Origin of the sequence: Streptomyces sp. NPDC060031 (assembly GCF_042736805.1) — a bacterium.
Lineage (GTDB): Bacteria > Actinomycetota > Actinomycetes > Streptomycetales > Streptomycetaceae > Streptomyces.
The window spans coordinates 33759-55733 of sequence record NZ_JBHWVM010000034.1 but is presented as its reverse complement, the minus strand read 5'-3'; the positions used below and the strand labels follow the sequence as shown (position 1 = coordinate 55733).

Genomic DNA, 21975 nt, shown 5'->3' with positions numbered 1-21975 from the left:
CTGAATCGGTGGCTCCGCCCGCTGTGCGTGAGCACTCTGCGTCTTATGCTCGAAGTGGGGGAGTTTTGGCTGTTTTGACGGATGCTGAGTTCGCTCTGGGGCTCTCGCGGCATCTGCGTGCGTACGCGATGGGTTCTGAACGTGCAGCCCTTGAGCAGTTGGAGTTCGCGGGATGGATCTTCGACGTTGCGTTTCGTCTGCACGGGAGCACCACGAGCAGCGCCGCCAGGGTACGCGCCATTGGGCTCGACGTTGGCCTTGGCCGCGCAGCCTGAAGGACGTGATCGAGACGATGGAAGTCTTGAACTGGGTTTCCGTAGTCCGCGACAAGGACGACCAGTTCGTCTCCATCACGGAACGCATCCCCGCCCGCGGGGACCTCATCATGGCCGCGCCGAAGGTGCTCAACATCCTCATGGTCGGACCTGTGGAACGGGCGGCTCTTGCCCTCCTTGGGGCGACCGTATTGCAGCCACTCCTCGTAGAGGACGCGCTGCAGATCGCCGCAGTGGCTGAGGGCGTCAAGGGCCATGATCAGGCTGCAGAGGACGCGCTTCGGCACCTGACAGGGACGGGGCTGATTCGGCGTGTCGACTCCGAGGACGGCCGATCGGTTCTCTACAACCCGAACGTCTGGACTCAGGGGGATGAAGCGCTGGCGAAGGCGGCTCTGAAGGCAGCTGACGCGCGGGCCACCACGGACGTGGGCGCGTTGCTCCAGGAGGTGGCGCTCAACCCGGGACTGCCTGACGCGCACGTAAAGTCCACCGAACGCAAGTGGGTTGACTTCGCCGTATCGCAGAACTTGGTGCAGCGGTCGGTCATCCAGACCGCCGAAGGTGTCGAACGGGGCTTTCTGTTCACTCCACACCTCCGGCGGGATCCGTTTGGTGGAACGGCAGGTGACGCCTCCGGGCATGTGCGGCAGCTTGTGGGATCGATGATCTACGCTGCGACATTTGCGAAGTTCAAGTTGGACACGCCTGAGATATTCCTGCGCGCGTTGGTCAACCGCGGGGTGGCCGGCAACGCCTGTTACGGCCCCCTTCGGAGAGGCATGGCCCGGCCTTGCGGCCAGCCGGGGGACGGTAACGAACCCTGAGCAACTGGCATCAGCGTTCGCGGAGGCGTTCCTCACCGACTGCCCGCGGACACGTCTGGGACTGGTTGCCGCTCCGTCCGGTGCCGAAGCGCTGACAGCTGTGGGCTGGGCTGGCCCCTGCAACTACGAAAACGACACCGCGAAGTTCTCTGCGGTCGTCCGGGATTGGGAACACCGCTTCGGAGCCCGTGTCGTCGCGGTTGGCTTTTCCACGCTGCACCTCAGCGTCGCCGCGCCACCGGTGAGCGAGCATGAGGCTCTGCTGGTTGCAGCCGAGCACTTTGCGTTCTGCCCTGACAACATCTGGCAGGGCAGCAGACCGTACACACTGGCCGCGTATGCCGAGCGGATCGCTGGCGCCCATCGCTGGGATTTCTGGTGGGACTGATCCGGCACTCGCTGGGTGGCAGCTCGCTGGCGCACCTGATTGGTGGCGACGGAGTCGGTCATCGGGGGCGGCGGGGCAGCGGGGTGACAGCGCGGGCATCGTGGAGCGCGGTACGCAGGCAGTCGTTGTCGACAGTGAGGCGTTGGATGGCGGCGCGTCGGAGCCACTGGAGCTGGACGACTACCTCAAGAGCATCGGCGACGAGAAGCTCGTCCTGGACATCCGCTTCCCACGATGTCGTACCCCGCTCTTTCGGAGTGGTTCGCAATGGGCCTGGGCGTTTGTGCTGCGTTGGAAGACCGCCGATCTGTTCCTACCCCTGGAGGCGGGTGGTCATTGTGGGGTGGGGGGTGCGGGGATTTTGGCCCAGACGGTTTTGCCGTGGGGGGTGGGGTCGGAGTAGCCCCAGGCGGAGCTGAGTCCGTCGATGATGGTCATGCCGCGTCCGTGTGACTTCATGAGGGTTGCGTGTGTCAGGGGAGGGGGGAGGGCGGGGGGTTGGGGGCTGGGGTCGGCGACGGCGCATATGACGGCTTCGTCTTTGCGGAGGAGTGCGAGCCAGGCGGTGGTGCTGCCGGTGGTGAGGCTGTGGACGACGGCGTTGGCGGCGAGTTCGTCGACGACGGCGATGACTGTGTCGGCATGTTGGGGCAGGTCCCATTCGTTCATGACTTTGCGGGTGAAACGGCGGATCCTGCTGAGGATGTCGGGTTCGTTGGTGATGGCGCGGGCGGTGAAGCCGGCGGCGCTGATGCCGAGTTCCAGGCCCCAGTCGGTGCGGGTGCCGGGGTGGCTCATCCTCATTTCGAGTGGAGCGGTTTCGGCCGCGGGTGGCGTGGCCGTACCGGTTTCCTCGTGGCAGTCGGTAGTTGTTGCTCGTTGCCGCATCGAACGTCCCCCCGCAAGGCATCCAGGAGCGCGATTCCTGGTGGCTTGATGCTCGCTAGTATCCTCGCCGCCCGCCGTCTCATGCAATTGCATCGGGTGGCGGCGACACGAAAGAAGAAGAATCCGAACATCTATGCAATTCAGGGTGGTTCGGCGTGTCGTGGGTGGAAGCGAAGCGGTGGCGAGTTAGGGGCAGTGGAGTGGATCGTATGGGCGGCCCGGTTGTGGAGGGTTCGATCGAGGGTGTGGTGTGGGTGAAGAGCGGCCGTAGTGCCGCGGACGGGAATTGTGTGGAGGTCGCTGGGTTGTCGGGCGGGGGTGCGGCGGTGCGTAACTCGCGCGACCGGCACGGCCCCGTTCTCTACTACTCGCGCGGGGAGATCGTGGCGTTCCTTCAGGGCGTCAAGGATGGCGATTTCGATCATTTGATCGGCTGATCGGGATAAATCCGATTGTGGGCTCGAGGCAGGTTCCGGGGGTGGGAGACTCGCGGCGAGTAGCCGCATCGTCCCCTGCAGGAGCCTGCCTTGCCCCACGACGACCCCGCCCCAGTCCCGGTTCAGGTCCCTGTCCGTGTTCCGTCGGTTCAGGAGTACCTCGCCTTTCCGGGCCGCCGTAGTCCCACGGCGTTGAATCTGGTGGTGGGGCACCGGCTGAGGGAGATCCGCCAGGGGGCGAGGCTGATGCAGAAGGACAGCCGGCAGCCTGCGATCTCCGTCTCGAAGCTGAGCCGGTTGGAGCGGGGCCTGCATCGGGTGCGGGTCGAGGACACGGTGCAGCTCGTGGAGCACTACAACGTCGGCATGGCAGAGGCCGAGCAGTTGGTGCAGCTCACCAAGCTGGCGAACGAGCCCGGCTGGTGGGCGCCCTTCAGGCGAATCGTCCCGTCCTGGTTCGACCGGTTCATCGGGCTGCAGGAAGCCGCGACATGGACCCGCACCTACGAATACCAGCTGGTGCCCGGGCTCCTGCAGACCGAGGAGTACGCCCGTGCCGTGACCGAGGTGAAGTACCTCCTGGAGGGAGAGGTCGAGGTCGAGGCGCGCGTTCGGCTGCGGATGGAACGCCAGGAACTGCTGTGTTCGCCCGCGCGGCCCCGGCTTCTGGCGATCTTGCACGAGGCCGTGCTCCACAACCACTTCGGCGGACCGGAGGTGATGCGCCGCCAGGTGGAGCACCTGATCGACATGGCCGCCATGCCCAACATCACCATCCGCGTGATGCCGTTCACCAACCGATGCCTCGCCCTGGGCTCGCCGATGACACTGCTCAGGTTCGACCAGTACCAGCTGCCCGATCTCGCCTACATCGAGCGCGGCAGCCGCTCGGAGTACATCGGTGACCTGGACGAGACAGACTTCTTCTCCGCCCAGATGGCCCAGCTGGTGGTCCACTCCGCCTCCGTCGAGGAGTCCCTGGCCATGCTGAAATCCGCGCTCTGACACCGCCTCCCCCCCGGCCGCCCCAGCCCCCCGACCTATAGGAGGCGGGCGAGACCCCCGTACTCGCACCAACCCCGCTCCAGGCGCCGCGAAGCACGCGCAGTGGCCGGGAGCCAGGCCGTGACGTCCCCCAGGCCGGGGGAGAGGACTTCAAGCCCCTCGAAGAGAGCATCGACCTCCGCGCGGGTGCGCACCCTGCCCCAGCCCGCCGTCTGCTGCAGGTATCCGCTCAGCTCCTCGCCGGCCACCTGGTCGTCACAGACCAGGTGGCTGATGGCCAGGAAACTCCCCGATGCCAGGTGTGACAAAAGCTCCCGTACGGCCTCGGCGGGGGAATCCGTGTCAGGGATGCAGTGCAGCACCGACACGTACAGGGCCGCGACCGGACGCTGGAAGTCGATGACGGAGGCGAGGCGTTCCTCACGTATCAGGACGGAGGGATCACGCAGGTCGCCTTGGACGACCGTGGTGTGTCCGTCGCCCTCCAGCAGCGCTTGGCCGTGCGCGACGACCAGCGGATCGCAGTCCACATAGGCATACGCGATCCGCCCGCCCTCAGCGGCCTTTGCGGCGATCTGGTGGGCGGGCCGAGGGCTGGGGAACCCGCACCCCACATCCAGGAACTGGCGTACCCCCAGCCGGCCCGCCAGGTGCGTGACCGCCCGTCCCAGGAAATCACGCTGGGCGTGGGCCAAAGCCCGAACCGGCGCCCGCGCCATCGCCTGCGCGCACGCCGTGCGGTCGACGGGATAGTGATCGCGCCCGCCGAGCAAGAAGTCGTGCATCCGGGCCATGCTGGGCCGGTCGAAGTCGACGGAACCCGTGAGCAGGTAATTGCGGTCCATGAGCCCCTCACCGCCATCGGCAACCGTCGTGCGCAGCATCCCACCCCGCACACACGTCGCGGACCAGGACGCCCACACCCCTGCACCGCCCGGGGCGCACGTGATATAGCCGCACGCCCCGCGCCGCCAGTACGCCCCGCGCCGCCAGTACGCTCCGCGCCGCCAGTACGCTCCGCGCCGCCAGTACGCCCCGCGCCGCCAGTACGCCCCGCGCCGCCAGTACGCCCGGCGCGGACCCCCACCACACCGGGCCGATCTTCACGCCCCCTGACCGATACAGCGCTCGACCACCCCGGCGAGCCGGGGCGGCAGACTGCGCCCGGCACTGCGCAACCGCACCGCCACCGTGGGCTCCTCCAGCCCCATCAGATGCGCCGTCTGGCCGGCACTCAGCGCCATCCGGCAGCGCAGGACCACCACGTCGGCCTGCGCGACAGGCAGCTGCCGGTAGACCTCGTCCTCTTCAAGGGGAGCGGAGGAGTGCACGCCGTGCAGGGTGGAGTCGACCAGCCCGCCCAGCACCGCCCAGGCCACGGCCTCGGGGCGGGAACTACTGATGACCGAGGGCCAGATCGCCGCCAGCGTGGCGAACGCGGTCGCCACGATCCTCTCGCTGAGGTCGGCGTCGCCCACCCGTGTCAGGATGTATCGCACGTAAGCCTCACGGTGCAGCTCACAAAAGGCCGTGTACTCCATCGAGGGCATTTCAAAACCGTCAGCATGCGTCATGGAAGGCAGGCCAGAGGAGCTCGAGGGCGGACGAAGTGACGGCGGCCGCCGGCGGAACACCTCCGGACGGCCGCCCGGGACAGAGCTCACCCCTGGCCGCCCGAGGGGCGGGGCAGGACCGGCTCATCAGGACGCTCTCCCACCGAGGGATCCCACTGGTTCAAGAATCCGTAGTGCACCGCCTCCCACAGCGGGCGCACATCCGCGGGAAGCGCTCCCACCGCCTTCACGAACGCTCCCGTCATCTCCCACGTCGGCACCAGCCGCTCCTGAAGCAGATCGACGATGTCCTGCCCATCCACACCGCTGTGCTGGGAGATCCGCTCCACGGTCGGACTGCCTGCGGCCAGGTACAAGCCCCGCAGCGCTGCGTGCAGACGGGCCTTGGCGATGTCGAACGAGGCCCGGCTGGGCGGGATACGGCCCTGCGAAAGATCCCACAGCACAGCGAGGTCGTCCACAGGGTGCTCGAAAACCGCGGCCAGGGCCGCGACCACATCCCACCCGGGCGAGCGTTCACCGGACAGGACCCGCGACAGGTACGAGGGAGACCACCCCGTCCGCTGCGCGATGTCCTTGATGGCCATGCCGCTGCGCGAGTGCAGATGAGACAGCGCATCGGCCAGCAGGGACTGCGCCCGGCCCGGACCGTCACGCAACGGCCCTGCCTCACCCTGCCTGCCCGGGGGACCCTCCTCGGACAAGGCGCCCTTGGGAGGCGCCTTGCCCAGATGGGTGGCTGCCGTGTGCTCCCTGGCCCGCCGCTCCATCTGCCGCTGGACTTCCTGCTCGCCCCAGCGCGAACGGGCTGTGGGAATGCTGACCTGTGCCGCCTTGGCCACCGCGGCCCAGTTCTGGCCGGCCGCCTTCGCATCGCGGGCCGCCGCAGCCACGTAGTAGTCGATCTCCCGCGCCAGTTCACGGGCCCGCTGCAGCAGCGCGGGCAGCTCTTCGCGGTCCTCGTACTCCGCGTTCAGCAGCCCCGTCGCCATCAGCTGCAGATCTTCCGCGATGTAGCGGCCCAGAGGCAGACCCGCCCGCGGCCGCGTCAGATCCACCTGCCCGTCCCGCTCGCGCTGGGCCCGGCCGCGGCATTCCGTGCCGCAGTACTCGGGCTTGCGCCCGACCCGCCCCGGAACATGGGGAATGTGCGAGCCGCACCGGCGGCACTTTCCAAACTCGCTCTCGCTCGTGACCACGTCGCGGCCACCCTTCCTGTCGTGCGGTCAGTTTCTCTGCGGGATGTACACACCCGCCCCGCCGAACAAGCGGACCAATGCCCTCCGCATGTCGGGCCGGGGACGGGCCCCGCCCGGCGGCCGGCGCGGTCTCCCGCGCGCAGCAGCCGGACAGGGCAGAAACCCCCTAAGAAGAGCTGGCCCGCTGGTAGCTGACGCGAGAGCGCGACGCAGCAGACAGCAGCGTCAGCACCATCGCCACCCCCATCGGCGCCCCCCACGCGCCCGACAGGAACACGAACGGAGCCACCGTGAGCGCCACCACAGCACGCACCTCGAGCGTGACGGCCCAGGCACTACGCACCTGGCCGCCTTCACTCGGAGTGACGCTGCTGTTAGCGTCAAACCCCGACGCGGCCCCCAACAGGGCCGCGGGCAGGAAACGGTCGGACATTGCAGATACCCACTTTCTGTGTCGCTGACTGAGCAGTGAGGGGCCCCGGCGTAACTGGTGGCCACCGGGCCGGGGCCTACTCGCACAACGACGCTAACGGGCGCAGACCCCCCTCATCCATCCCATCCGCCAATCGTGCAAATCATCTAGCAGTTGGTGATGAGAAACCCCGTCGGCCCCTGCCGACACGGCCCGCTGCAATTTCACCTGCCGCTCCCGAACGCAGTAAAATCAACACCAATCAACCGTGCTTCGCCGTGATGCAGTCAGAAACGGTCAGAAAGCGATCGACGCCGCCGCTGTAATTCAGATAGTCATGCGATAGACATGGCAGGGTCATGCCGAAATAATCCTGGTGGTGAAAATCCACCCGTCCGCCGGAGTCCACCCCGGCGTGTACACTCCTCCGCTCCCGCAGCCCCCGCGCGCCAACAGGACCCGGCCCGCGCCCGACATGCAGCGACTGCGCGACGAAGCCCGCGAATGCGACGCACTCGCCCGCCATCTGGCCGGAACGCCCAGCCCTGTGCACCGACGATGACGGTGTGACTTTTGGGCAGTTCCGCCGCATCCTCCACGGGACGAAGCCGCCAGCAATCGATTCGCCTGGTGGCGGTGCACCCGGATCTCGCCACCGTCCAGCCGCAACTCCAGCCCTTCGGCCGCCGGCGACTCACGGTAGGAGCCCGCCACGGGACTGCGCGGCGGGGTCGGAGCCGTGCAAGGGGCTTCAGGGCAGGCCGAAGGGAGCTGTGCGTGCCGCCCGTACCCACTCTCCTCCTGACGCTTCGTCAGACGGAGGCATCGTCGTTTTGGACCGGGGTCAGTAGGTGCCGTTCTCGAAGTCCAGATTGACGGGATGGCGGGGGAAGCGTGAGGTGATGTCTGTTACTGGAACGGAGTCATCAACGACGTTGACTCGCACGTCATCCAGCCAGATCTGCCCCGTGCGCTCCATGACTGCCCCGAAGCTGATGTAGGCAGCGTTCTCAGGAATGTCCAGCGCAATACTGTATCTGCGCCAACCTACGCTTCCGGCGATGCGGCGTTCCGGATTCTGCATGTTGTCGAAAGCGAGAGTGTGATCGTGAGCGTCGTCCACTCTCATCCAGACGCCGGCCCAGCCGACTACGTCCCGAGCCTTCACCATCGCCGTCACCTGGAGCCGCGTGCCTCGATAGTCATCCGCCTTGACCGTCTGCACCAGCCCGGCGTAGCCAGCGGGGTTCTCGTGGCGGGAGCGGATGTAAGCGCTGGCCCTGCCGACAGAGAACACTTCCAAGTCCAAGCCGACCTCGTAGTCCTCGGGCACCGATCCCGAGACGCTCCACCCTTTCGGTGTGGTGTCCTGGGGGGCGACGGACGGCCGGCGCACATCTATCTCAGCAAGAATCTTGGTGGTCTCTGCCCGGGTCCGATCTGCTTCGGCCTCGAACTTCCGCGCTTCCGCGAGTGCCTTGGGCCGAGTCGTCCAGTAGGTAGTGAGTACGACGGCGACTCCACCCACTATCGGACCGATGAGTCCTAACAGTGCTGTCCCCATGAGCCCCCCAGAGGCGTGGCTTCCGACACAGCGTCAAAGCGAGGGTACGGCCGTGCGGGCGGACAGGGCATGGGATGTAGAAAATCTACACCGGTGACGTCCGCCCCGGACCCCTGCCTGATGACCAGGAACAGCACCGAAGCTCATCGCCGCCAAAGCCATGCACCTGATCAAGAGACAGCGAACGCACGCGGCGGACGCCCGTGCGACGTGCGCATCCGCACTCCCGCTCGGCGCCGACGCAGAACTCGGCACCCGCCCGACTGCGAACCCGTCCTGGCCGTGCTGTGCAGCTCGGAGTCCGACGGCCGACTCCCGCATCCGCAGGCTGGGAAGGAGCTCGTCTCTCTATTGCGGGGCGTCAGGGGTGGTGAGGTTTTGCAGGCGCTGGCGGACTTCTTCGGGTTGGATGTGGCTGAGCCACTCGCCGAGGCCGGCGGCCATGACCAAGGGGTCCACGCCGAGTAGTTGGCCGACGTAGTACATCTCACGCACGGTGTATTTGATCAATGCATCTTGGCGCTTGCTGATCTGACTCTTGGACATGCCGAGGAAGCTGCCGAGCTGCTCGTAAGTGAGCCCCGCTCGGAGCCTTCCGTGCTCGACGGCCTCGATGAACCTGAGCTCTAGCTCGGTCACCGCCTCCTGGGCCTGCTGCTTGGTCGCCTTGTCCATGGCGCACATCCTATCGAGGAGGTTTCCCTCAAACGACAGCCCCGACCGCTCGAAGAACGCGCGAATTGTTTCCAAAAAAGCCTAGAATGTTGCTCACAGGGAAACCTTGCAGGTATTCTCGTCGCCATGATCTACGGATACGGCGATGATTCGACCGGAGAGATCAAGCACGGTTGGGCACCCGCCCACTCCTGGCGCTGGTTCTTGGTCCGATCCGCCAAGCACGTCCCAAAAGCCGCCAAGGGTCAGCCCCAGTGGAAGACCCTGGGTGCGTCGTTCTTCGCGATCCTTCAGGCCGTGGGTCAGGCAGCGGACTCAGACGGCACCAACGCCTTCCTGGGCACCGACACCCTCATGGCTATCGGCCGGTGCAGCAAGGAAACCGTCCAGAAAGTACTCCTCGCCGCGGAAGCCATGCACCTGATCAAGAAGACGTCGAACGCGCGCGGCGGCCGCCACCCCAAGCCCGCCACGTACGCATGCACACTCCCGCTCGGCGCCGACGCCGAGACCGGCACCGGCCTCGACTGGGAACGCGCCCTGGCCGTGCTCGACAGTTCGGAACACGACCGCCGGCTCCGACATAAGCGGGCCCAGGCCACAGAGCGCCACGTGACCCCTTCTGACGAGACCCCTGGCCGTGTACAGACGGCGTCACATGACACCCTCTGTGAGGCGGCGAACAAGTTCCAGACGGCGTCACATGACAGACCCACAGGGCGTCACGTGACGGATCAGACGGCGTCACGTGACGCCCCTACCAGGTCCAACCAAGCTCTTGACCACGAGATGGCTGATGCAGTTGACCCACCTCAGGTGGATACTCCCGCCCCGCCAGAAGAGGACCCGCCGCCCGGTGTCGCCGAGTCTTCCGCGCAACCGCGTGCTGCGCGGCAGCATTACAACCGCGGCCCCGAAGCCGCCGCGAACAGTTACGAACGCCATGCCGCTACCTGCGAGCGGTGCCCTCGCGAGATGTGGTGCCCCCAGGGATCACGACTACGCAAATACCTCACAAGCGACCAGAGCCGCAAACGAGCCCGTCATCTCAGCGAGAAGTAGACGACATTGATCTTCCCTTATTACGATGGCGTCGCTCCCCGCGGGGCAGCATGTGCCGGTGACCGATTGGGCTTGATCCGCTTTGACGGACATCCGAGATCAGGGGTTCGTCCCCGGGAGGATGTCCGTCATGGAGAGCATGGGGAAGAAGAAGCCTCGCCCTCGCCGTTCGTTCACGTCGGAGTTCAAGGCCGAGGTCGTCGAGCTGTGCCGGCGCGGTGACTGCTCGGTCGGTCAGATAGCCAAGGACTTCGATCTGACCGAGGCCGCGGTGCGGGAGTGGGTCAAGCAGGCCGAGGTCGACGCGGGCGAGCGTGACGGGCTGACCAGCAGCGAGCGTGAGGAGCTGGCCGCGCTGCGGCGGGAGAACGGCCGCTTGCGGGAGGACGTCGACATCCTCAAGCGTGCGACGGCTTTCTTCGCGAAGGAGACCCGGTGACGGTGCACCCGTTCATCGAGGCGGAGAAGCAGAGCAGCCACAACGTCAAGCGCGCGTGTGAACTGCTCGAGGTCTCCCGCACCGCCTTCCATGCCCGCCCGGGCGGCACTCCTGGCCCCCGTGCGGTCCGCGACCTGGAGCTGACCGAGAAGATCACCGAAGCCCACGAGCACTCCCGTGTCACTTACGGGGCCCCGCGCGTCCACGCCGTCCTGCGACGCGAGGGCGAAAGATGCGGACGGCGCCGCCTCGCCAGGCTGATGCGGGACGCCGGACTTGAAGGCCGGCACCGCAGGCGGCGACACCTGACCACCGTCCCCGACCCGCGGTGAGCGATGTCCGAGGCGCGCTCCGGATCGATCCGGACGGTGCGGTGGTGGTCTTGCCGTGGCCCCCGGACGGTGAGGAGCGGCGGCGGATGGGAGCCGCAGTCGGCGGACCGGCGGACACCGGGATTTACCATCGGCGCGCTCACTTTCACGTCCACGGGAGCGGTGGCCCCGACGGCCTGCCGGTGAACCTGACTGCGTGGGTGCTGGCTTCGCACTGGCGCCAGATGGAACTTCCGTACGGCTTCTACGGACCCGTGGTCGTGACCGGTCCGCAACTCGCCGATCTGGAGGAAGCTCTGGCGGGGGAAGTCACCGCGGTGTGTGCGGCGGTGGCGGACATCCGCGCGGAGTGGGCTTCACGGCGGCCGGTGGGTGAGTCGCAGGCGCGTGCGGAGCTGCTGGGTGCCGCCCGCCATGCCACTGCCGCTCTCGCCTGACGGGGGTTGCCTGGAACGCGGCGTGGCCTGCAGGCAGGCCAGGCCGCGTTCGATTTTGTGTCTGGCCGTCAGCCTGTGATGCGCTGGGCGATCAGCGAAGGGTCCTGTGACAGGACCCGGTTGATGGTCTCCTTCGTCGCGTCGTCGAGGCTGATGTCGTACGTCCGTGTCATCTGCTGGAGCCGCGAGACGGTCTTGCGGACCGAGGTCTGGTTGCCGGTGGTCCATTCGATGTGGAGGAGGTCGCGGTAGAGGACCTCGGAGGTCTCCTCCACGTCCAGGCCCTGCGAGATGACCTGCCGGGCGGCGTCGAGGTCGGGGGATTCGCCGTCGGCGTGCCAACGGGCCAGAGTGTGGGCGGTGTCGGTAATCCGGGACAGGACCTCCTGGATGATCGGGTCGGCCCAGGGCAGCGTCCGCCCCGCGAACGGCTTGCCGCGCACGAGTGCCATTGCGGCCTCCAAGTCCGCGGTCCCGGCACGCGGTCCTGCGGCCAGCCCTCGGGCGGCGAGAGCCTTGAACTGGGCCCAGTCGGAGGTGACCGACGGATGGAACGCATACCCGGTACCGCTCTTGGGCCGGGGGAGCAACGGATGCCCGTCCTCAGTGGTCCCGAGGACCGAGCGCAGCTCCGACAGGCGGGACTGCAGGGTGCGCGGACTCCACGGGTTGACCGGGTCCATCGCCTGGCACAGGTAATCGACCGTGCGCCCGGGGCGCAGGTGGATGAGGGCTGCGATGGCGGTGGTGCGGGGGGCGTGCGCGGAATGCACGCCGCTGATTCGCAACGGTCCAAGGATCTCGACACAGACCCCGGACCCGGGCGTCTCGCTGTCCGCTGGGGCCGCGGCTTGTCGCGGCACAGCAGCCTGGCTGCCCTGGTGGGACCTCTGCGGTTCCTCGCCGGACGCCACGGGTTCCTCAGGAGAGGTGTCGGCCACAGAGGGGGCTGGGGGAGTGGTGGGTTCGGTGGTGAGGCCGGCGAGGAGCGCGGGGAAGGGGTTGCCGGGGTCTTGGGCGTCTTGGCTGGTGACGCGGACGGCCAGCGGCTGCCCGGTGGCGGCTGGCTGCTGGTGGCTCTCGGTGAACCCCCATGCCCCGGTGGCCGGTGCAGGGTCCTGGGTGGAAACCTCCAGGGCGTGGACGTACTGCCGGTACTGCTTGTCGGGGACGCGCTGGAGTGTCACCGGCAGCCCGAGCGGGTCGAGGCGGGCGTCCTGGTCGCGGGTCGCATCGAGGATCTCGGCGTGCGGGAACGCGCGTCGGGTTGCGGGGGTGGCCGGCAGGACGATGGCGGTCTGCAGGCTCCTGCCGGCGGTGAGGGCGTCGGCGAGCTGGGTGACGTGCTCCTCGTCGTACTCCCCTGCTGCGATCAACAGCCAGGGCAGGACCTGTTCGCCGCTCTGGTGGGCTTCGAGGAGCAGTGCGCCGAGGTCGGCCGCGACGGCGGGCAGGTGGGGCATCGTACGGACCCGGCCCTGTGGCAGCAGCCCGGCCAGGCGGGTGCCGAGCCCGGCAGTCAGGATCTCGCTGTAGTCGGTCCACTTGCAGGTCCCCAGCTCCAGCGCCAGAGCACGGGCAACTTCGAGGACCTCGTCGCGGGTGCCGTCCAGGAGCAGGACACGGCAGGTCATGAGGTCGGCCAGGAGCAGGCCCTCGGCAGTGCCACCCAGGGTGACCAGCCCGGGATACGGAGCCTCGACGTCCTGCAGGTCTTCCGCAGCCGCCAGGACCGCCTGACGGTCCAGGGCCCAGGTGACGGCGTCGGGGCCAGCGATGAACGGGGCGATCGACTCGGCGGGTTCGTCCAGCAGCAACGTGACACTGCCAGCCGCGAGGTGGACGCCGCGCAGCGCGGGAAGGGTGCGACCGTCTCCGTCGGCGCGGTGGGCCAGGGTCCGCAGGATCTGGTCCAGGAGCTCGACGTCCGCCGCTTCGGCGGCACCGAGGAGCTGTTCGAGGGCGGTGGGGTCGCTGTCCTGGGCGATGGTCTGGCCCGCGCGGCGCTGGCGCTGCTGCAGGATCCGTCGCACCCCGAGGCTCCCGGCGAGGGAGGCAGCGAGCAGCGTCCCGATCCCGGCGACCATCGCCCAGTCGACGCTGCTCGCGGTGGCGCCGGCCCGCGGGGCGGCCGTCGTGGCGGCGTTGGCCGGGCTTGGTACGGGTGCGGGCGTGGCCTGCTGCGGGAGCGGGGCCGCTGACGCCGGCTTGGTCGGAGCGGCAGTGTGGGCTGGGGCCGTGGACGGCGTGGGGAGCGGCGGCGTGACGGCGGGGGGAGCCGGGTCCGGGGTCACGGTCGCCTCCCCGGGCTGGGACTGTGCTGGGGCGGGGGCGGCCGGGGCAGGTTCGAGTGCCTGCGCGGTCCCGCCGGCTTGGGCAAGGGTGAGCTGCTGCCCGGGGTAGATGAGATCGGGATCGGTGAATGAGCTGCCATCGGGCAGCGGCTCGCCCTGGTTGAGGTTGAAGATCTCCTGAAACCGGTCCGCGTCCCCGAGCTGCTCGTCCGCGATCAGGGAGAGGCTGTCACCCTGCCGTACTCGGTACTCGCTGTGCCCGTTCGCGGTTGCGGGGGTGGGGCCGTCGTGGGCCTGGGGCCTTGCAGATGGCGCGGTGACGGCGTCGGTGGGGAGGGTGAGGGTCCATCCGGGCTGGATGGGCCGCTCGGCGTGGAAGGTGTTGCCGTCGTGCATGGTGCGGCCCTCGTTGAGGGCGGCGATGTCGGTCCAGCGTTCGCCGTCACCCAGGGTCTGCTCGGCGATCGACCACAGGCTCTCAGCCGGCCGGACATCGCGCACCGTGTACGTCACCGATCCTGTCCTGGCCCGCTCACCGGCTGATGCGGCGCCAGTGCCGGCGGTACTCCCGGCCGGGGTGTCGGGGATGGCGGACGCGCTCACGCTCACCGGCGCTGTGGCCGTGGGGGTGGCGCTGGCCGGGGCGGCGAGGGCTGTTCCTGTAGGCAGGGCGAGCAGGACTGCGCTGACGAGCGCGGATGCTGCACGCTGTCCGACCAGGCCCCGGATCTGGGGAGCGGCGCGGCCGCGGAGTTGGGCGGGGATCTCCAGCAGCACCGCGCACGCAAAGCAGGCCCAGCCCGCCCATCCGGCGACGGCCAGCAGCAGGAGGAACACCTGCCCCGAATCGCTGGTTGACAACAGATTCGACAGGGCGTCCATGCCGGGCGGGCCGACGATCGCTGTGGCCCACCACAGCAGGCTGGGCAGGCCGGCCAGAAGCGCGGCCAGCACAGTCAGGCTGATCAGGGCCCGGACCATCGCGGCCGCGGTCTGGGCACTACCGCGCACCGGACGCGGCGTACGGGAGCGGGCGGGCGATGGCTTCACCATGGAACGGGTCCTTCTCAGGGGTGGTGGGTGAGCTGTTCGGGTCGGGTGACGCCGTGCAGGAGTCGGGCGCTGCCGTGGCCGGTGACCTCCATCGAACCGATTCCCAAGACCGGCAGGAACAGGGGCGAGTAGGTGTCGTGGACGGTGATCGACAGCTGCGTCCCATCGGCGGACAGGGCGGTGCTGCCTTGGCTGCCGGCGCGGGCCAGGTAGGCCTGTGCGGCTGCCTGCGCGGCGGCCGGGTCGACGCGGACCGCTTCTCCGTTGACGGCTGCGGCGGGGTCGATGGCCTGGCCGGCTGCGCGGGCGGCCTCCATGGCCAGGGCATCGGCGCGTTCGGTGGCGCGCAGCTTGCCGCCGCCGTCGATGGCCAGGCCGATGATGCCCAGGAGCGCGATAGTGACGATCGCCGTGTAGACGGCAATCCCGCCCCCATCAGCGCGCCACCCCGGCCCCGGCCCCGGCCCCGGTCGGGAAGTCTGTGCCTGCATTGGTCATCCCTCCCTCGAGCGGTAGGCATCAACGATGGACGTGAACTGACTGGTCAGCGTCTTGGATCCCGGAACCCCTGGAAGAAGGAGATCTGACAACGGCACGGTGCACGAGATCGTCACGGTGACGGTGCCGACCTCGCCCAGGGGCACAGTGAGTCCGGCCGTGTCCACGCTCGTGCTGCTGGATGCGCAGCGGATGCCCTGGTCGTCCAGGGACCGGGCGGCCGCGGCGCTGGCCTCCGCCTGCGCCCCGGATTGGGTACGGGAGATGGAGGCGGCGCGGGCGGCGTCCTGGGCGGCGGCGTCGATCTTCGCGCCGGAGGTGACGATGCGCCCGCCGGCGATCGCCGTGCACAGCAGCATGAGCAGCAAAGGGATGACGATCGCGGCGGCGATCGACTCACTGCCCCGATCCGCGCCCCGCTGCCATCGCGCCTGGTGGTGCGTCACGGCGTGGTCCACCTTTCGCGTGGGGCGCTCGCGGATTGCGACACGCTCAGCCCCGAAAGGCCGGGGATGAGGGAGGGCGCGGTGCCGGTGACGGTCACCCGGACTTCGGTGGCGGTGCTACCGGAGGTGCTCACGGTGCTGCCGGCGAGACTGTCCCCGGCCAGACGCCCGAGGGTCTCGCGGGCCCGTGCTGCGCCGGCGCCCTCCGGGGCTTGGTAGACGCGCGCTGCGGCCACACCCTCGCGGGCTGCGGTGAGTGCGAGGTTGCGGGCGAAGAACCACATCGAGGCCTGCACCACGGCGACGGTCACCAAGATGACGAAGGGGAACACGATCGCCATCTGGATGGATGCCTCCCCTCGCTGACCCCAGCCCCGGATGTCCCCGCGTACGGCGCTCGCGTCTACCTCTCCAATGGGGTCCGGGGCGCTCCCGGACTTGGCTGTCGCGGGCGCCACTTCGCCCCCCTCTCTTCGTCGAGTGCTGTCGTTTTCGGCGCGGCTCAGGTCCCGGAGAGCTTGAGGTTGTACTTGCCGACCACGACGGCGATCGTCCCGGCGATCAGGAGGGCTCCGGCGACGGCGGCCACCCAGATGATGACGGTCGTGATCGAGATGTCCCCCCGGTCCTTCGAGCTGTGCTCCCTGACCTCCTCCCAGCGGGACTTGAGGGCGAGGGACAGCCGGATCGCGAGCTTGGTCATCGAAACTCCTTCGGACATCGGGGGATTGGTCAGGTGTTGAGCATGCGGATGACGGCGGGAAAACTGATCAGCAGCATCACCAGCACCGCCATCAGGGCGCCGGGGGCCGTCATCTTCTCGGAGTTCGCGTTGGCGCTGGCTGCCTGAGCGGAGAGGAGCTCGGTGCGCAGATTCTTGGCGCGCGAGCGCAGCGTGGTGTAGACGGCGGCGCCGTCGTCGGCGGACTGCCGCATGATCGCGGCGAGGTCGTCCAGCACCGGCAGGTCGAGCTCGGCAGTGAGTCGTGCCAGTGATTCCCAGTGCGGGACCTTGTCGACGCGGGAGCGGGATAGCGCTGCTTGGATCCGCTGGAACGCCCACCCCTCGCCGACCTGCGCGGCCTGCTCCATGGCCTGCTCGGCGGCCACGCCACCGGCCCGGCGCAGCGCGACCAGGTCGAGGTAGGCGGCCATGGCGTGCGCGAACTCGGCGCGGGCTCGCTTGGCCTTGTCCCGTAGCGCCAGGTCGGGGGTGAACCAGAGCAGGGTCGCGGCCAGGAGACCGACGATGGCGGGCAGGTAGAGCGGCAGTCCCAGGATCAGGAGCGGGATCGTGGACAGCGGCGGAAGTAGCAGTCCGCCCGCGGCCAACGCGGCCTTCGTCAGCAGGAACTTGGCCGGGGTGGTGCCGGTGAGCGCGAGGTCCTTGTACGGGATGCGAACCCCTGGCACGTCCGACAGCTTCTCGAGCAGCCACTGCCCCCACCGCTCGTCACGGTCGGCCACCCCCGGGAGGTCGGGTGTGGGCGCCAGGGCGGGCTGATTGAGACGACGCAGCGCCGGCCCGAGTGCGGGATCGGGCATCAGAACTTCGCGGAGCAGCAGGGCCACTCCGGTGCCGATCGCGGCACCGGCCAGAATCGCGGCCACAGCCGTCATGCCGTCACCCCCACAGGGTTCGCCTCGGGCTCGTCTTCCACCGTGGGAGCCGGGGAGACGGCGCTCCGCGGGTCGGTGACCAGGAAGCGGGGGATGGGCTTGATATCGGCAATCTGCCGCATCAGTGCCAGGACTCCGACGAACCCGGCCGACAGGATGGCCAGGACGAGCTGGCCCAAGAGGGTGCCGTAGGGGGCGGTATAAGAGGGGATGAGAAATCCGCAGCCGATGACACCCAAGGTGATGATGGTCATCCACCGCATCGTCGTACGCGGCTTGGCCCGGTCGGCCTCGATGGCACGCCGTCGGGCGACTTCTTCGTGCACCGATTCCGCCAGATCCTCCAACGCCTGGGCGAGACCCGGGCCGCCGTCCTGCGCAGATAAGATCAACGCACCCACCACCTTGTCCGCGGTGACATCGTTCAGCGCGTCCCCGAACAGGCGCAACGCGTCCGTAGGTCGCCAGCCGACCGCCAAGCGGTCGACCAAGTCGCCGACCTCCGCCGTGATGTCCTCAGGGCAGCCCTTGCGAGACACCTGCAACGCCTCGTTCAATCCGGACCCGATCCGTAGGCTGTTGGCGATGCGCTGCGTCCAGTCACCGAGGGACTCGAGCTTCGCGATCCGGGTAGTGGCCGACTTCGTCGGAGACAGCAGCCACGGCACCCCGACCACGGCCAGAAACAGCAGGACCCCGGCGACGAACACCCCCGAGACCAGCCACAGCAGCACCCCAAGAACGCCGCCACTTACCAGACGCGTGCGGCGGGCCATGACTGCGTCCCGCCCGGCCAACGCACGCCCGGCCCGCAACCGTGCGATGAGCCCCGGACCTTTCGGGGCGGGCGTACCCACCATCCCGCAGACCAGCCCGACCAAGCCGCCGGCAACGGCGAGCCCGACCAGAACCCACATCAGCAGCATGTTCACAGGCTTGACTCCTGGACCAGCAGCGGCAGCGCCGCGCCCCATGCCCCGCCGGGTGCGGCGAGAAGGTTCGCGTCGAAGCCGACGCGGCGCAGGTCGTTGATGCAGCGCGGCACCATGAGAGGCACGCCGCGCGGCTCTGCCCACTCGGGGCGCGGCCCGAAAATCTGGTTCGTCTCCGGCCGACCCCCCTCCCCGACGCCCGTCACCTCCAGGACATGGGACAGGAAGCGGTGGCGGTGCCCGCCGATCTTCGTCTCGTCGATGGAAGCGACGAACACGATGAAGTCCAGACCGTTGGCCGACTGACGGTAGGCAAGGGATTCGGACATGTTGGCCTGGGCGAGGAGATACAGCTCAGCGATCCGATCGAACACCACCGACGGGTGGATGGCATGCAGCGTGCACAGATTGCCGCCGGCGCCGTTGGTCATGGCCTGAAGCATCGCGACGATCTCCGGGCCGCGGACCTCACCGACCACAATCCGCGTCAGCGTCATGCGCAGCGCCCGGTACATGAGGTCCATGAGCGTGATCTCACCGGCCGCCGACCCGGCCACGAACTCCCCATTGGACTCGCGCGCCTCCATCGGCACCACCTGCCGGTGATATCCGTTCTCGTGGGCGAACAGCTCGTACTCGGTCTCCAAGGTCGCGAACCGCTCGTCTGGGTCAACCTCCCGCAATAGCGCCCGCAGCAATGTTGTCTTGCCCGCCGCCTGCCCGCCGACGACCATGATGTTCTTCTCCGCCCGCACGCAGGCGCGCAGGAACTGCTCGAGGGTGGAGTCGAGCATGCCGCGGCTGACGAGCTCGGGCAGGTCCGCATGGCGCATGCTGTGACGGCGAATCGTGACGTAGGTGCCCGGGGTGACGTCGATGACGGCCTGGAGCCGCGAGCCGTCCGACAACCGCAGCGCCAGGAAAGGATCCGCAGTCGAGAGACTGCGCTCACTCTGCCCCGTCGTCCGGCGCGCCAGATCACGAAGAAGCTCACGCAGCTCCTCATCGGAGTCGGCGACCTGAGGTACCTTCACGCGGCGGCCGTCGGTGAAGTCCAACCACACGTCCACGTACCCATTGATGAAGATGTTCTCCACCAGCACGTTGTCCAGATGAGCCTGTAAGCGGCCGGCCCGGAATTGCAGATCGAACACGGCCTGGGCGATGGCCGCGTCCTCGGCCGCGCTCGTCGCGGCACCACGCCTGACAGCCTCGGCATCCGACCAAAGAGCCACCTGCCTGTTGATCAGGTGCCGCCCCTGCTGTTCTTGAGCTGCCCCGGACAGGCCCGACTTGGCCCGCAAGAGGTCGGTGAGCTCCTCGCCGACCTCCTTCTTGATCAGCCGCACCGCCGCGTAGTCCACCACCGACCCAACCGGGATCGGTGCCACAGGCAGCACTGCCGGACCACGTGTACCCGGCTCGGAGACCCGGGGATCACGCGGCGGCATACCTGTCGGTGGCACGGAAACCGTGGCGCGGGGTGCGGTCAGACGCGCTTGCAGGGAACCGGTGACCTGGGGGCTGCTGTGTACGGGGTTAGCGCGCACCGCTTACCGCCCATCCTGACGCCGCACCAGCCGACGGTGGGGCGAGGCGAGAGCGGCGGATCGCCACCAGCTCCTGCACCCGCACCGCAGCCGACCGCGCCGAACGCATCAACTCACCGGATTCGAACCTCCTCGGCTGCTCCGCCCCGTCCGACAACACCTTCGCGTCCTTCGGCCGCCACGGGATGACGGCCGTGACGGGCACGCCAAGGTGCTTGCGGACCTCCTCCTTGGAGAACGGGCCCTCGTGCACCAACAGGAGCCCGATCTCGGCGCCCGCACCAAGCTGCTCCCGCAGCGCGTTCACCCGCACCTGAGTGCTCTGCAGTCCACGCAAAGTGTTGCGTGCGACGAGCAGCACCACGTCGGCCCGCTGGGCCAAGACCGCAGACGCACCGAAGGCGCCGCGCCGGCCGAGGTCCACCAGGACGTCATGCCCGTGAGCCTCGATCCCCGCGAACAGCGCAGCCAGCGGCGCCCACGCAGGTTCCATCGCCGAGGTATGGGCGGGATCGTAGAGACCGGGCAGGACCAACCGGTCACGCGACTCGGCATCGGTGATGTCCACCAACTGACGCCAAAACGCCTCCGCCAACTGCCCCTGACGTGCCGCGACAGCCAGATTGCGCAGCCCATGTGAGTTGTCCAGCGTCCCCTGGAGAGCGCCGGGCAGGATCGCCCCTCCATCCGGATCAGCCTCGGCCAGCACCACCCGATGACCCTCCGCCAGCGGCCACGTCATCAAAAGCGCCATCGCCACCGTCGTCACCCCCGGAGCGCCAAGACCACCCGCCAACGCGATGACCGACATCAGCCCGCCTCCTGCGGAGCGATGATCAGAGCCACCCCACCCATCGCCACCCGCGCGGCCAACATTGGGCCCTCGCTCGAGGGCACCGCCACGTCCACCACCAGCACGCCCGTCGCCGGAGCCGGCACCCCCACGGCCACAACGGTTGCAGGCAGCGTTTTGGGCGCGCTGACCGGATCCCCAGGCTTACCACCCGCTGTGGCCGCCACTGCTTGATCCGGCGTCCACACGATCAACACCCGCTGCCCGGGCGCCAAGCGAGACGCCGGCATCTGCGAAGGCTTCAACGCCACACCCACCAACTGATCACCGGTCTTCACCAGGGACGCATTGGTGACCTGTCCAGGAGACAGCAGCGACCCTGCCTTCAACGCGACGGCAGCCCGCTGGCCTACCAGCCCGCTTTTCTTCGCGACAGGGACCGCCTTCACCGCCGGATCCAGCGCCAGCGACGCGGGCGCGATATCGGCATCGGTGATCGCCGCCCCAACTGGCACATCACGGGCTACCACCAGCACCGCCGACCGCTCGCCGGACGCGGTGAACAGCACCGCACCGAACAGCCCTCCCGCCGCGATCAAGGCCACGGACAAGGCAATCAGCCCGGGCCGGCGGCGGCGCTGACGCAAGACACGGGGAGCGGAAGCCGGACTGCCCTCAGGCCTGCCAGGTGCAGGTACGTGGGTGGTGGTCGTGCTCACGAGCTATGCCTCCAGAGAAAACGAAGGGGAACGGGGGCTACTGGCCGACGACCTGGACCTCGCCGACGGCGAGGTCGACAGCTCCGGCGCGAGTCGCGGCGAGCTGACCGCTCTGTCCACCGCCGGCCCAAGTGATGGACCACGTTGACGTCGCGGTGACGTGGTACTTCCCGGACGCGGTCGTGCTGGACGGCACGCGGTACTGATGGCCGCAGTCGGGTGACGGAGCCCTCCCGAACTCGGCACGGTAGGGGGTACCTGGGCTGACGCAGGTGACGGTCGTTCCATCGCCCATCTCCCACACGATCTTCGACACCCTGGCTGTCGCATTGACCGTGATCCCGCCTGCTGATGCCGACGCGATGTTCGGCCCGTACGTCTCAGGACCCGTCGCCGTCCACATGTAGACAGGCATCCCAACAACCCCCACGCCCCCAGGCTTGGGCACAATGCCGATCGCCGGGGGCAACAGACGCATCGAATCAATGGCGCGCTGCGCCAGAACGGCCGGACTCACTGCTGGATCGGGGGTACCCAAAGACCAAAAGGCCCGTCC

27 protein-coding genes are annotated in these 21975 nt (G+C 68.4%); 8 read left to right on the top strand and 19 right to left on the bottom strand.

Translation table 11 applies throughout. The features are described 5' to 3' along the window. Positions 1-280: 280 nt before the first annotated feature. Complete coding sequence (locus tag ACFWB8_RS17610; RefSeq protein WP_385227051.1) at positions 281-1102, top strand: hypothetical protein; 822 nt, start codon at positions 281-283, stop codon at positions 1100-1102. After that, on the top strand, positions 984-1490 hold the full coding sequence (locus ACFWB8_RS17605; RefSeq protein WP_385227112.1) for a DUF4253 domain-containing protein: 507 nt from the start codon (positions 984-986) through the stop codon (positions 1488-1490). Before ACFWB8_RS17610 ends, ACFWB8_RS17605 begins: the two co-directional genes overlap by 119 nt. Before the next feature lie 333 nt (positions 1491-1823). On the opposite strand, the gene ACFWB8_RS17600 is transcribed toward ACFWB8_RS17605, so the two are convergent. Further along, complete coding sequence (locus ACFWB8_RS17600) at positions 1824-2288, bottom strand: ATP-binding protein (protein WP_385227048.1); 465 nt, start codon at positions 2286-2288, stop codon at positions 1824-1826. Between the two features lie 299 nt (positions 2289-2587). Here ACFWB8_RS17600 and ACFWB8_RS17595 point away from each other — a divergent pair, with 299 nt between their 5' ends. After that, on the top strand, positions 2588-2815 hold the full coding sequence (locus tag ACFWB8_RS17595; RefSeq protein WP_385227045.1) for a DUF397 domain-containing protein: 228 nt from the start codon (positions 2588-2590) through the stop codon (positions 2813-2815). Between the two features lie 201 nt (positions 2816-3016). Further along, positions 3017-3820 (top strand): helix-turn-helix domain-containing protein, encoded by an 804-nt coding sequence (locus tag ACFWB8_RS17590; protein WP_385227109.1) that lies wholly within the window; start codon positions 3017-3019, stop codon positions 3818-3820. Positions 3821-3855: 35 nt separating this feature from the next. Here ACFWB8_RS17590 and ACFWB8_RS17585 read toward each other — a convergent pair whose 3' ends face one another. The 7 genes from ACFWB8_RS17585 to ACFWB8_RS17555 all read right to left on the bottom strand — a co-directional run bounded on the left by ACFWB8_RS17585 (position 3856) and on the right by ACFWB8_RS17555 (position 9244). Beyond that, complete coding sequence (locus tag ACFWB8_RS17585) at positions 3856-4665, bottom strand: SAM-dependent methyltransferase (RefSeq protein ID WP_385227042.1); 810 nt, start codon at positions 4663-4665, stop codon at positions 3856-3858. 258 nt (positions 4666-4923) lie between these two features. After that, on the bottom strand, positions 4924-5394 hold the full coding sequence (locus ACFWB8_RS17580) for a hypothetical protein (protein WP_385227039.1): 471 nt from the start codon (positions 5392-5394) through the stop codon (positions 4924-4926). A gap of 86 nt (positions 5395-5480) precedes the next feature. Then, on the bottom strand, positions 5481-6593 hold the full coding sequence (locus ACFWB8_RS17575) for a helix-turn-helix domain-containing protein (protein ID WP_385227035.1): 1113 nt from the start codon (positions 6591-6593) through the stop codon (positions 5481-5483). Between the two features lie 166 nt (positions 6594-6759). Then, on the bottom strand, positions 6760-7026 hold the full coding sequence (locus ACFWB8_RS17570; RefSeq protein ID WP_385227032.1) for a hypothetical protein: 267 nt from the start codon (positions 7024-7026) through the stop codon (positions 6760-6762). 241 nt (positions 7027-7267) lie between these two features. Beyond that, positions 7268-7414, bottom strand: coding sequence for a hypothetical protein (locus ACFWB8_RS17565; protein ID WP_385227029.1), 147 nt, complete (start codon positions 7412-7414; stop codon positions 7268-7270). 435 nt (positions 7415-7849) lie between these two features. Then, positions 7850-8338 (bottom strand): hypothetical protein, encoded by a 489-nt coding sequence (locus tag ACFWB8_RS17560; protein WP_385227026.1) that lies wholly within the window; start codon positions 8336-8338, stop codon positions 7850-7852. A 579-nt stretch (positions 8339-8917) separates the two neighbouring features. Beyond that, entirely contained in the window at positions 8918-9244 is a 327-nt protein-coding gene (locus tag ACFWB8_RS17555; protein ID WP_385227023.1) for a hypothetical protein, read from the bottom strand. 126 nt (positions 9245-9370) lie between these two features. Between ACFWB8_RS17555 and ACFWB8_RS17550 the strand changes: the two genes are divergently transcribed. The 4 genes from ACFWB8_RS17550 (at position 9371) to ACFWB8_RS17535 (ending at position 11514) form a co-directional block, all read left to right on the top strand. Beyond that, positions 9371-10306, top strand: a complete 936-nt coding sequence (locus ACFWB8_RS17550; protein WP_385227020.1) for a hypothetical protein — start codon at positions 9371-9373, stop codon at positions 10304-10306. A 130-nt stretch (positions 10307-10436) separates the two neighbouring features. Continuing rightward, on the top strand, positions 10437-10745 hold the full coding sequence (locus ACFWB8_RS17545; protein WP_385227017.1) for a transposase: 309 nt from the start codon (positions 10437-10439) through the stop codon (positions 10743-10745). After that, a complete protein-coding gene (locus tag ACFWB8_RS17540) occupies positions 10742-11077 on the top strand; it encodes an IS3 family transposase (RefSeq protein WP_385227014.1) in 336 nt (111 codons plus the stop codon). Before ACFWB8_RS17545 ends, ACFWB8_RS17540 begins: the two co-directional genes overlap by 4 nt. A 182-nt stretch (positions 11078-11259) precedes the next feature. After that, a complete protein-coding gene (locus ACFWB8_RS17535; protein WP_385227010.1) occupies positions 11260-11514 on the top strand; it encodes a hypothetical protein in 255 nt (84 codons plus the stop codon). Positions 11515-11582: 68 nt separating this feature from the next. Here the strand turns inward: ACFWB8_RS17535 and ACFWB8_RS17530 are convergent, their stop codons facing one another. The 11 genes from ACFWB8_RS17530 to ACFWB8_RS17480 form a co-directional block, all read right to left on the bottom strand. Then, a complete protein-coding gene (locus tag ACFWB8_RS17530; protein WP_385227007.1) occupies positions 11583-14861 on the bottom strand; it encodes a LysM peptidoglycan-binding domain-containing protein in 3279 nt (1092 codons plus the stop codon). Between the two features lie 14 nt (positions 14862-14875). After that, complete coding sequence (locus ACFWB8_RS17525; protein WP_385227004.1) at positions 14876-15352, bottom strand: pilus assembly protein TadG-related protein; 477 nt, start codon at positions 15350-15352, stop codon at positions 14876-14878. Positions 15353-15355: 3 nt separating this feature from the next. Next, positions 15356-15805, bottom strand: coding sequence for a TadE/TadG family type IV pilus assembly protein (locus tag ACFWB8_RS17520; protein ID WP_385227001.1), 450 nt, complete (start codon positions 15803-15805; stop codon positions 15356-15358). Beyond that, on the bottom strand, positions 15802-16185 hold the full coding sequence (locus ACFWB8_RS17515) for a TadE/TadG family type IV pilus assembly protein (protein WP_385227106.1): 384 nt from the start codon (positions 16183-16185) through the stop codon (positions 15802-15804). Before ACFWB8_RS17515 ends, ACFWB8_RS17520 begins: the two co-directional genes overlap by 4 nt. A gap of 122 nt (positions 16186-16307) precedes the next feature. Further along, on the bottom strand, positions 16308-16508 hold the full coding sequence (locus ACFWB8_RS17510; RefSeq protein WP_385226998.1) for a hypothetical protein: 201 nt from the start codon (positions 16506-16508) through the stop codon (positions 16308-16310). Positions 16509-16537: 29 nt separating this feature from the next. After that, positions 16538-17425, bottom strand: a complete 888-nt coding sequence (locus tag ACFWB8_RS17505) for a type II secretion system F family protein (RefSeq protein WP_385226995.1) — start codon at positions 17423-17425, stop codon at positions 16538-16540. Then, a complete protein-coding gene (locus tag ACFWB8_RS17500; RefSeq protein ID WP_385227103.1) occupies positions 17422-18351 on the bottom strand; it encodes a type II secretion system F family protein in 930 nt (309 codons plus the stop codon). The genes ACFWB8_RS17505 and ACFWB8_RS17500 overlap by 4 nt, the downstream gene beginning before the upstream one ends. 2 nt (positions 18352-18353) lie before the next feature. Next, positions 18354-19808 carry a CpaF family protein gene (locus ACFWB8_RS17495; protein ID WP_385226992.1) on the bottom strand — a complete coding sequence of 485 codons (1455 nt, stop codon included), beginning with the start codon at positions 19806-19808 and terminating at the stop codon, positions 18354-18356. Between the two features lie 88 nt (positions 19809-19896). After that, on the bottom strand, positions 19897-20718 hold the full coding sequence (locus tag ACFWB8_RS17490) for a hypothetical protein (RefSeq protein WP_385226989.1): 822 nt from the start codon (positions 20716-20718) through the stop codon (positions 19897-19899). Then, entirely contained in the window at positions 20718-21305 is a 588-nt protein-coding gene (locus ACFWB8_RS17485; protein ID WP_385226986.1) for an SAF domain-containing protein, read from the bottom strand. The genes ACFWB8_RS17490 and ACFWB8_RS17485 overlap by 1 nt, the downstream gene beginning before the upstream one ends. A 151-nt stretch (positions 21306-21456) precedes the next feature. Continuing rightward, entirely contained in the window at positions 21457-21615 is a 159-nt protein-coding gene (locus tag ACFWB8_RS17480; RefSeq protein ID WP_385226983.1) for a hypothetical protein, read from the bottom strand. Between the last annotated feature and the right edge of the window lie 360 nt (positions 21616-21975).

Coding starts and splice junctions, on each gene's coding strand:
- ACFWB8_RS17600 (WP_385227048.1), bottom strand. CDS start 2,288: ATGAGCCACCCCGGCACCCGCACCGACTGGGGCCTGGAACTCGGCATC.
- ACFWB8_RS17595 (WP_385227045.1), top strand. CDS start 2,588: ATGGGCGGCCCGGTTGTGGAGGGTTCGATCGAGGGTGTGGTGTGGGTG.
- ACFWB8_RS17585 (WP_385227042.1), bottom strand. CDS start 4,665: ATGGACCGCAATTACCTGCTCACGGGTTCCGTCGACTTCGACCGGCCC.
- ACFWB8_RS17580 (WP_385227039.1), bottom strand. CDS start 5,394: ATGACGCATGCTGACGGTTTTGAAATGCCCTCGATGGAGTACACGGCC.
- ACFWB8_RS17570 (WP_385227032.1), bottom strand. CDS start 7,026: ATGTCCGACCGTTTCCTGCCCGCGGCCCTGTTGGGGGCCGCGTCGGGG.
- ACFWB8_RS17555 (WP_385227023.1), bottom strand. CDS start 9,244: ATGGACAAGGCGACCAAGCAGCAGGCCCAGGAGGCGGTGACCGAGCTA.
- ACFWB8_RS17550 (WP_385227020.1), top strand. CDS start 9,371: ATGATCTACGGATACGGCGATGATTCGACCGGAGAGATCAAGCACGGT.
- ACFWB8_RS17545 (WP_385227017.1), top strand. CDS start 10,437: ATGGAGAGCATGGGGAAGAAGAAGCCTCGCCCTCGCCGTTCGTTCACG.
- ACFWB8_RS17530 (WP_385227007.1), bottom strand. CDS start 14,861: ATGGTGAAGCCATCGCCCGCCCGCTCCCGTACGCCGCGTCCGGTGCGC.
- ACFWB8_RS17525 (WP_385227004.1), bottom strand. CDS start 15,352: ATGCAGGCACAGACTTCCCGACCGGGGCCGGGGCCGGGGCCGGGGTGG.
- ACFWB8_RS17510 (WP_385226998.1), bottom strand. CDS start 16,508: ATGACCAAGCTCGCGATCCGGCTGTCCCTCGCCCTCAAGTCCCGCTGG.
- ACFWB8_RS17505 (WP_385226995.1), bottom strand. CDS start 17,425: ATGACGGCTGTGGCCGCGATTCTGGCCGGTGCCGCGATCGGCACCGGA.
- ACFWB8_RS17500 (WP_385227103.1), bottom strand. CDS start 18,351: ATGCTGCTGATGTGGGTTCTGGTCGGGCTCGCCGTTGCCGGCGGCTTG.
- ACFWB8_RS17495 (WP_385226992.1), bottom strand. CDS start 19,808: ATGCCGCCGCGTGATCCCCGGGTCTCCGAGCCGGGTACACGTGGTCCG.
- ACFWB8_RS17490 (WP_385226989.1), bottom strand. CDS start 20,718: ATGTCGGTCATCGCGTTGGCGGGTGGTCTTGGCGCTCCGGGGGTGACG.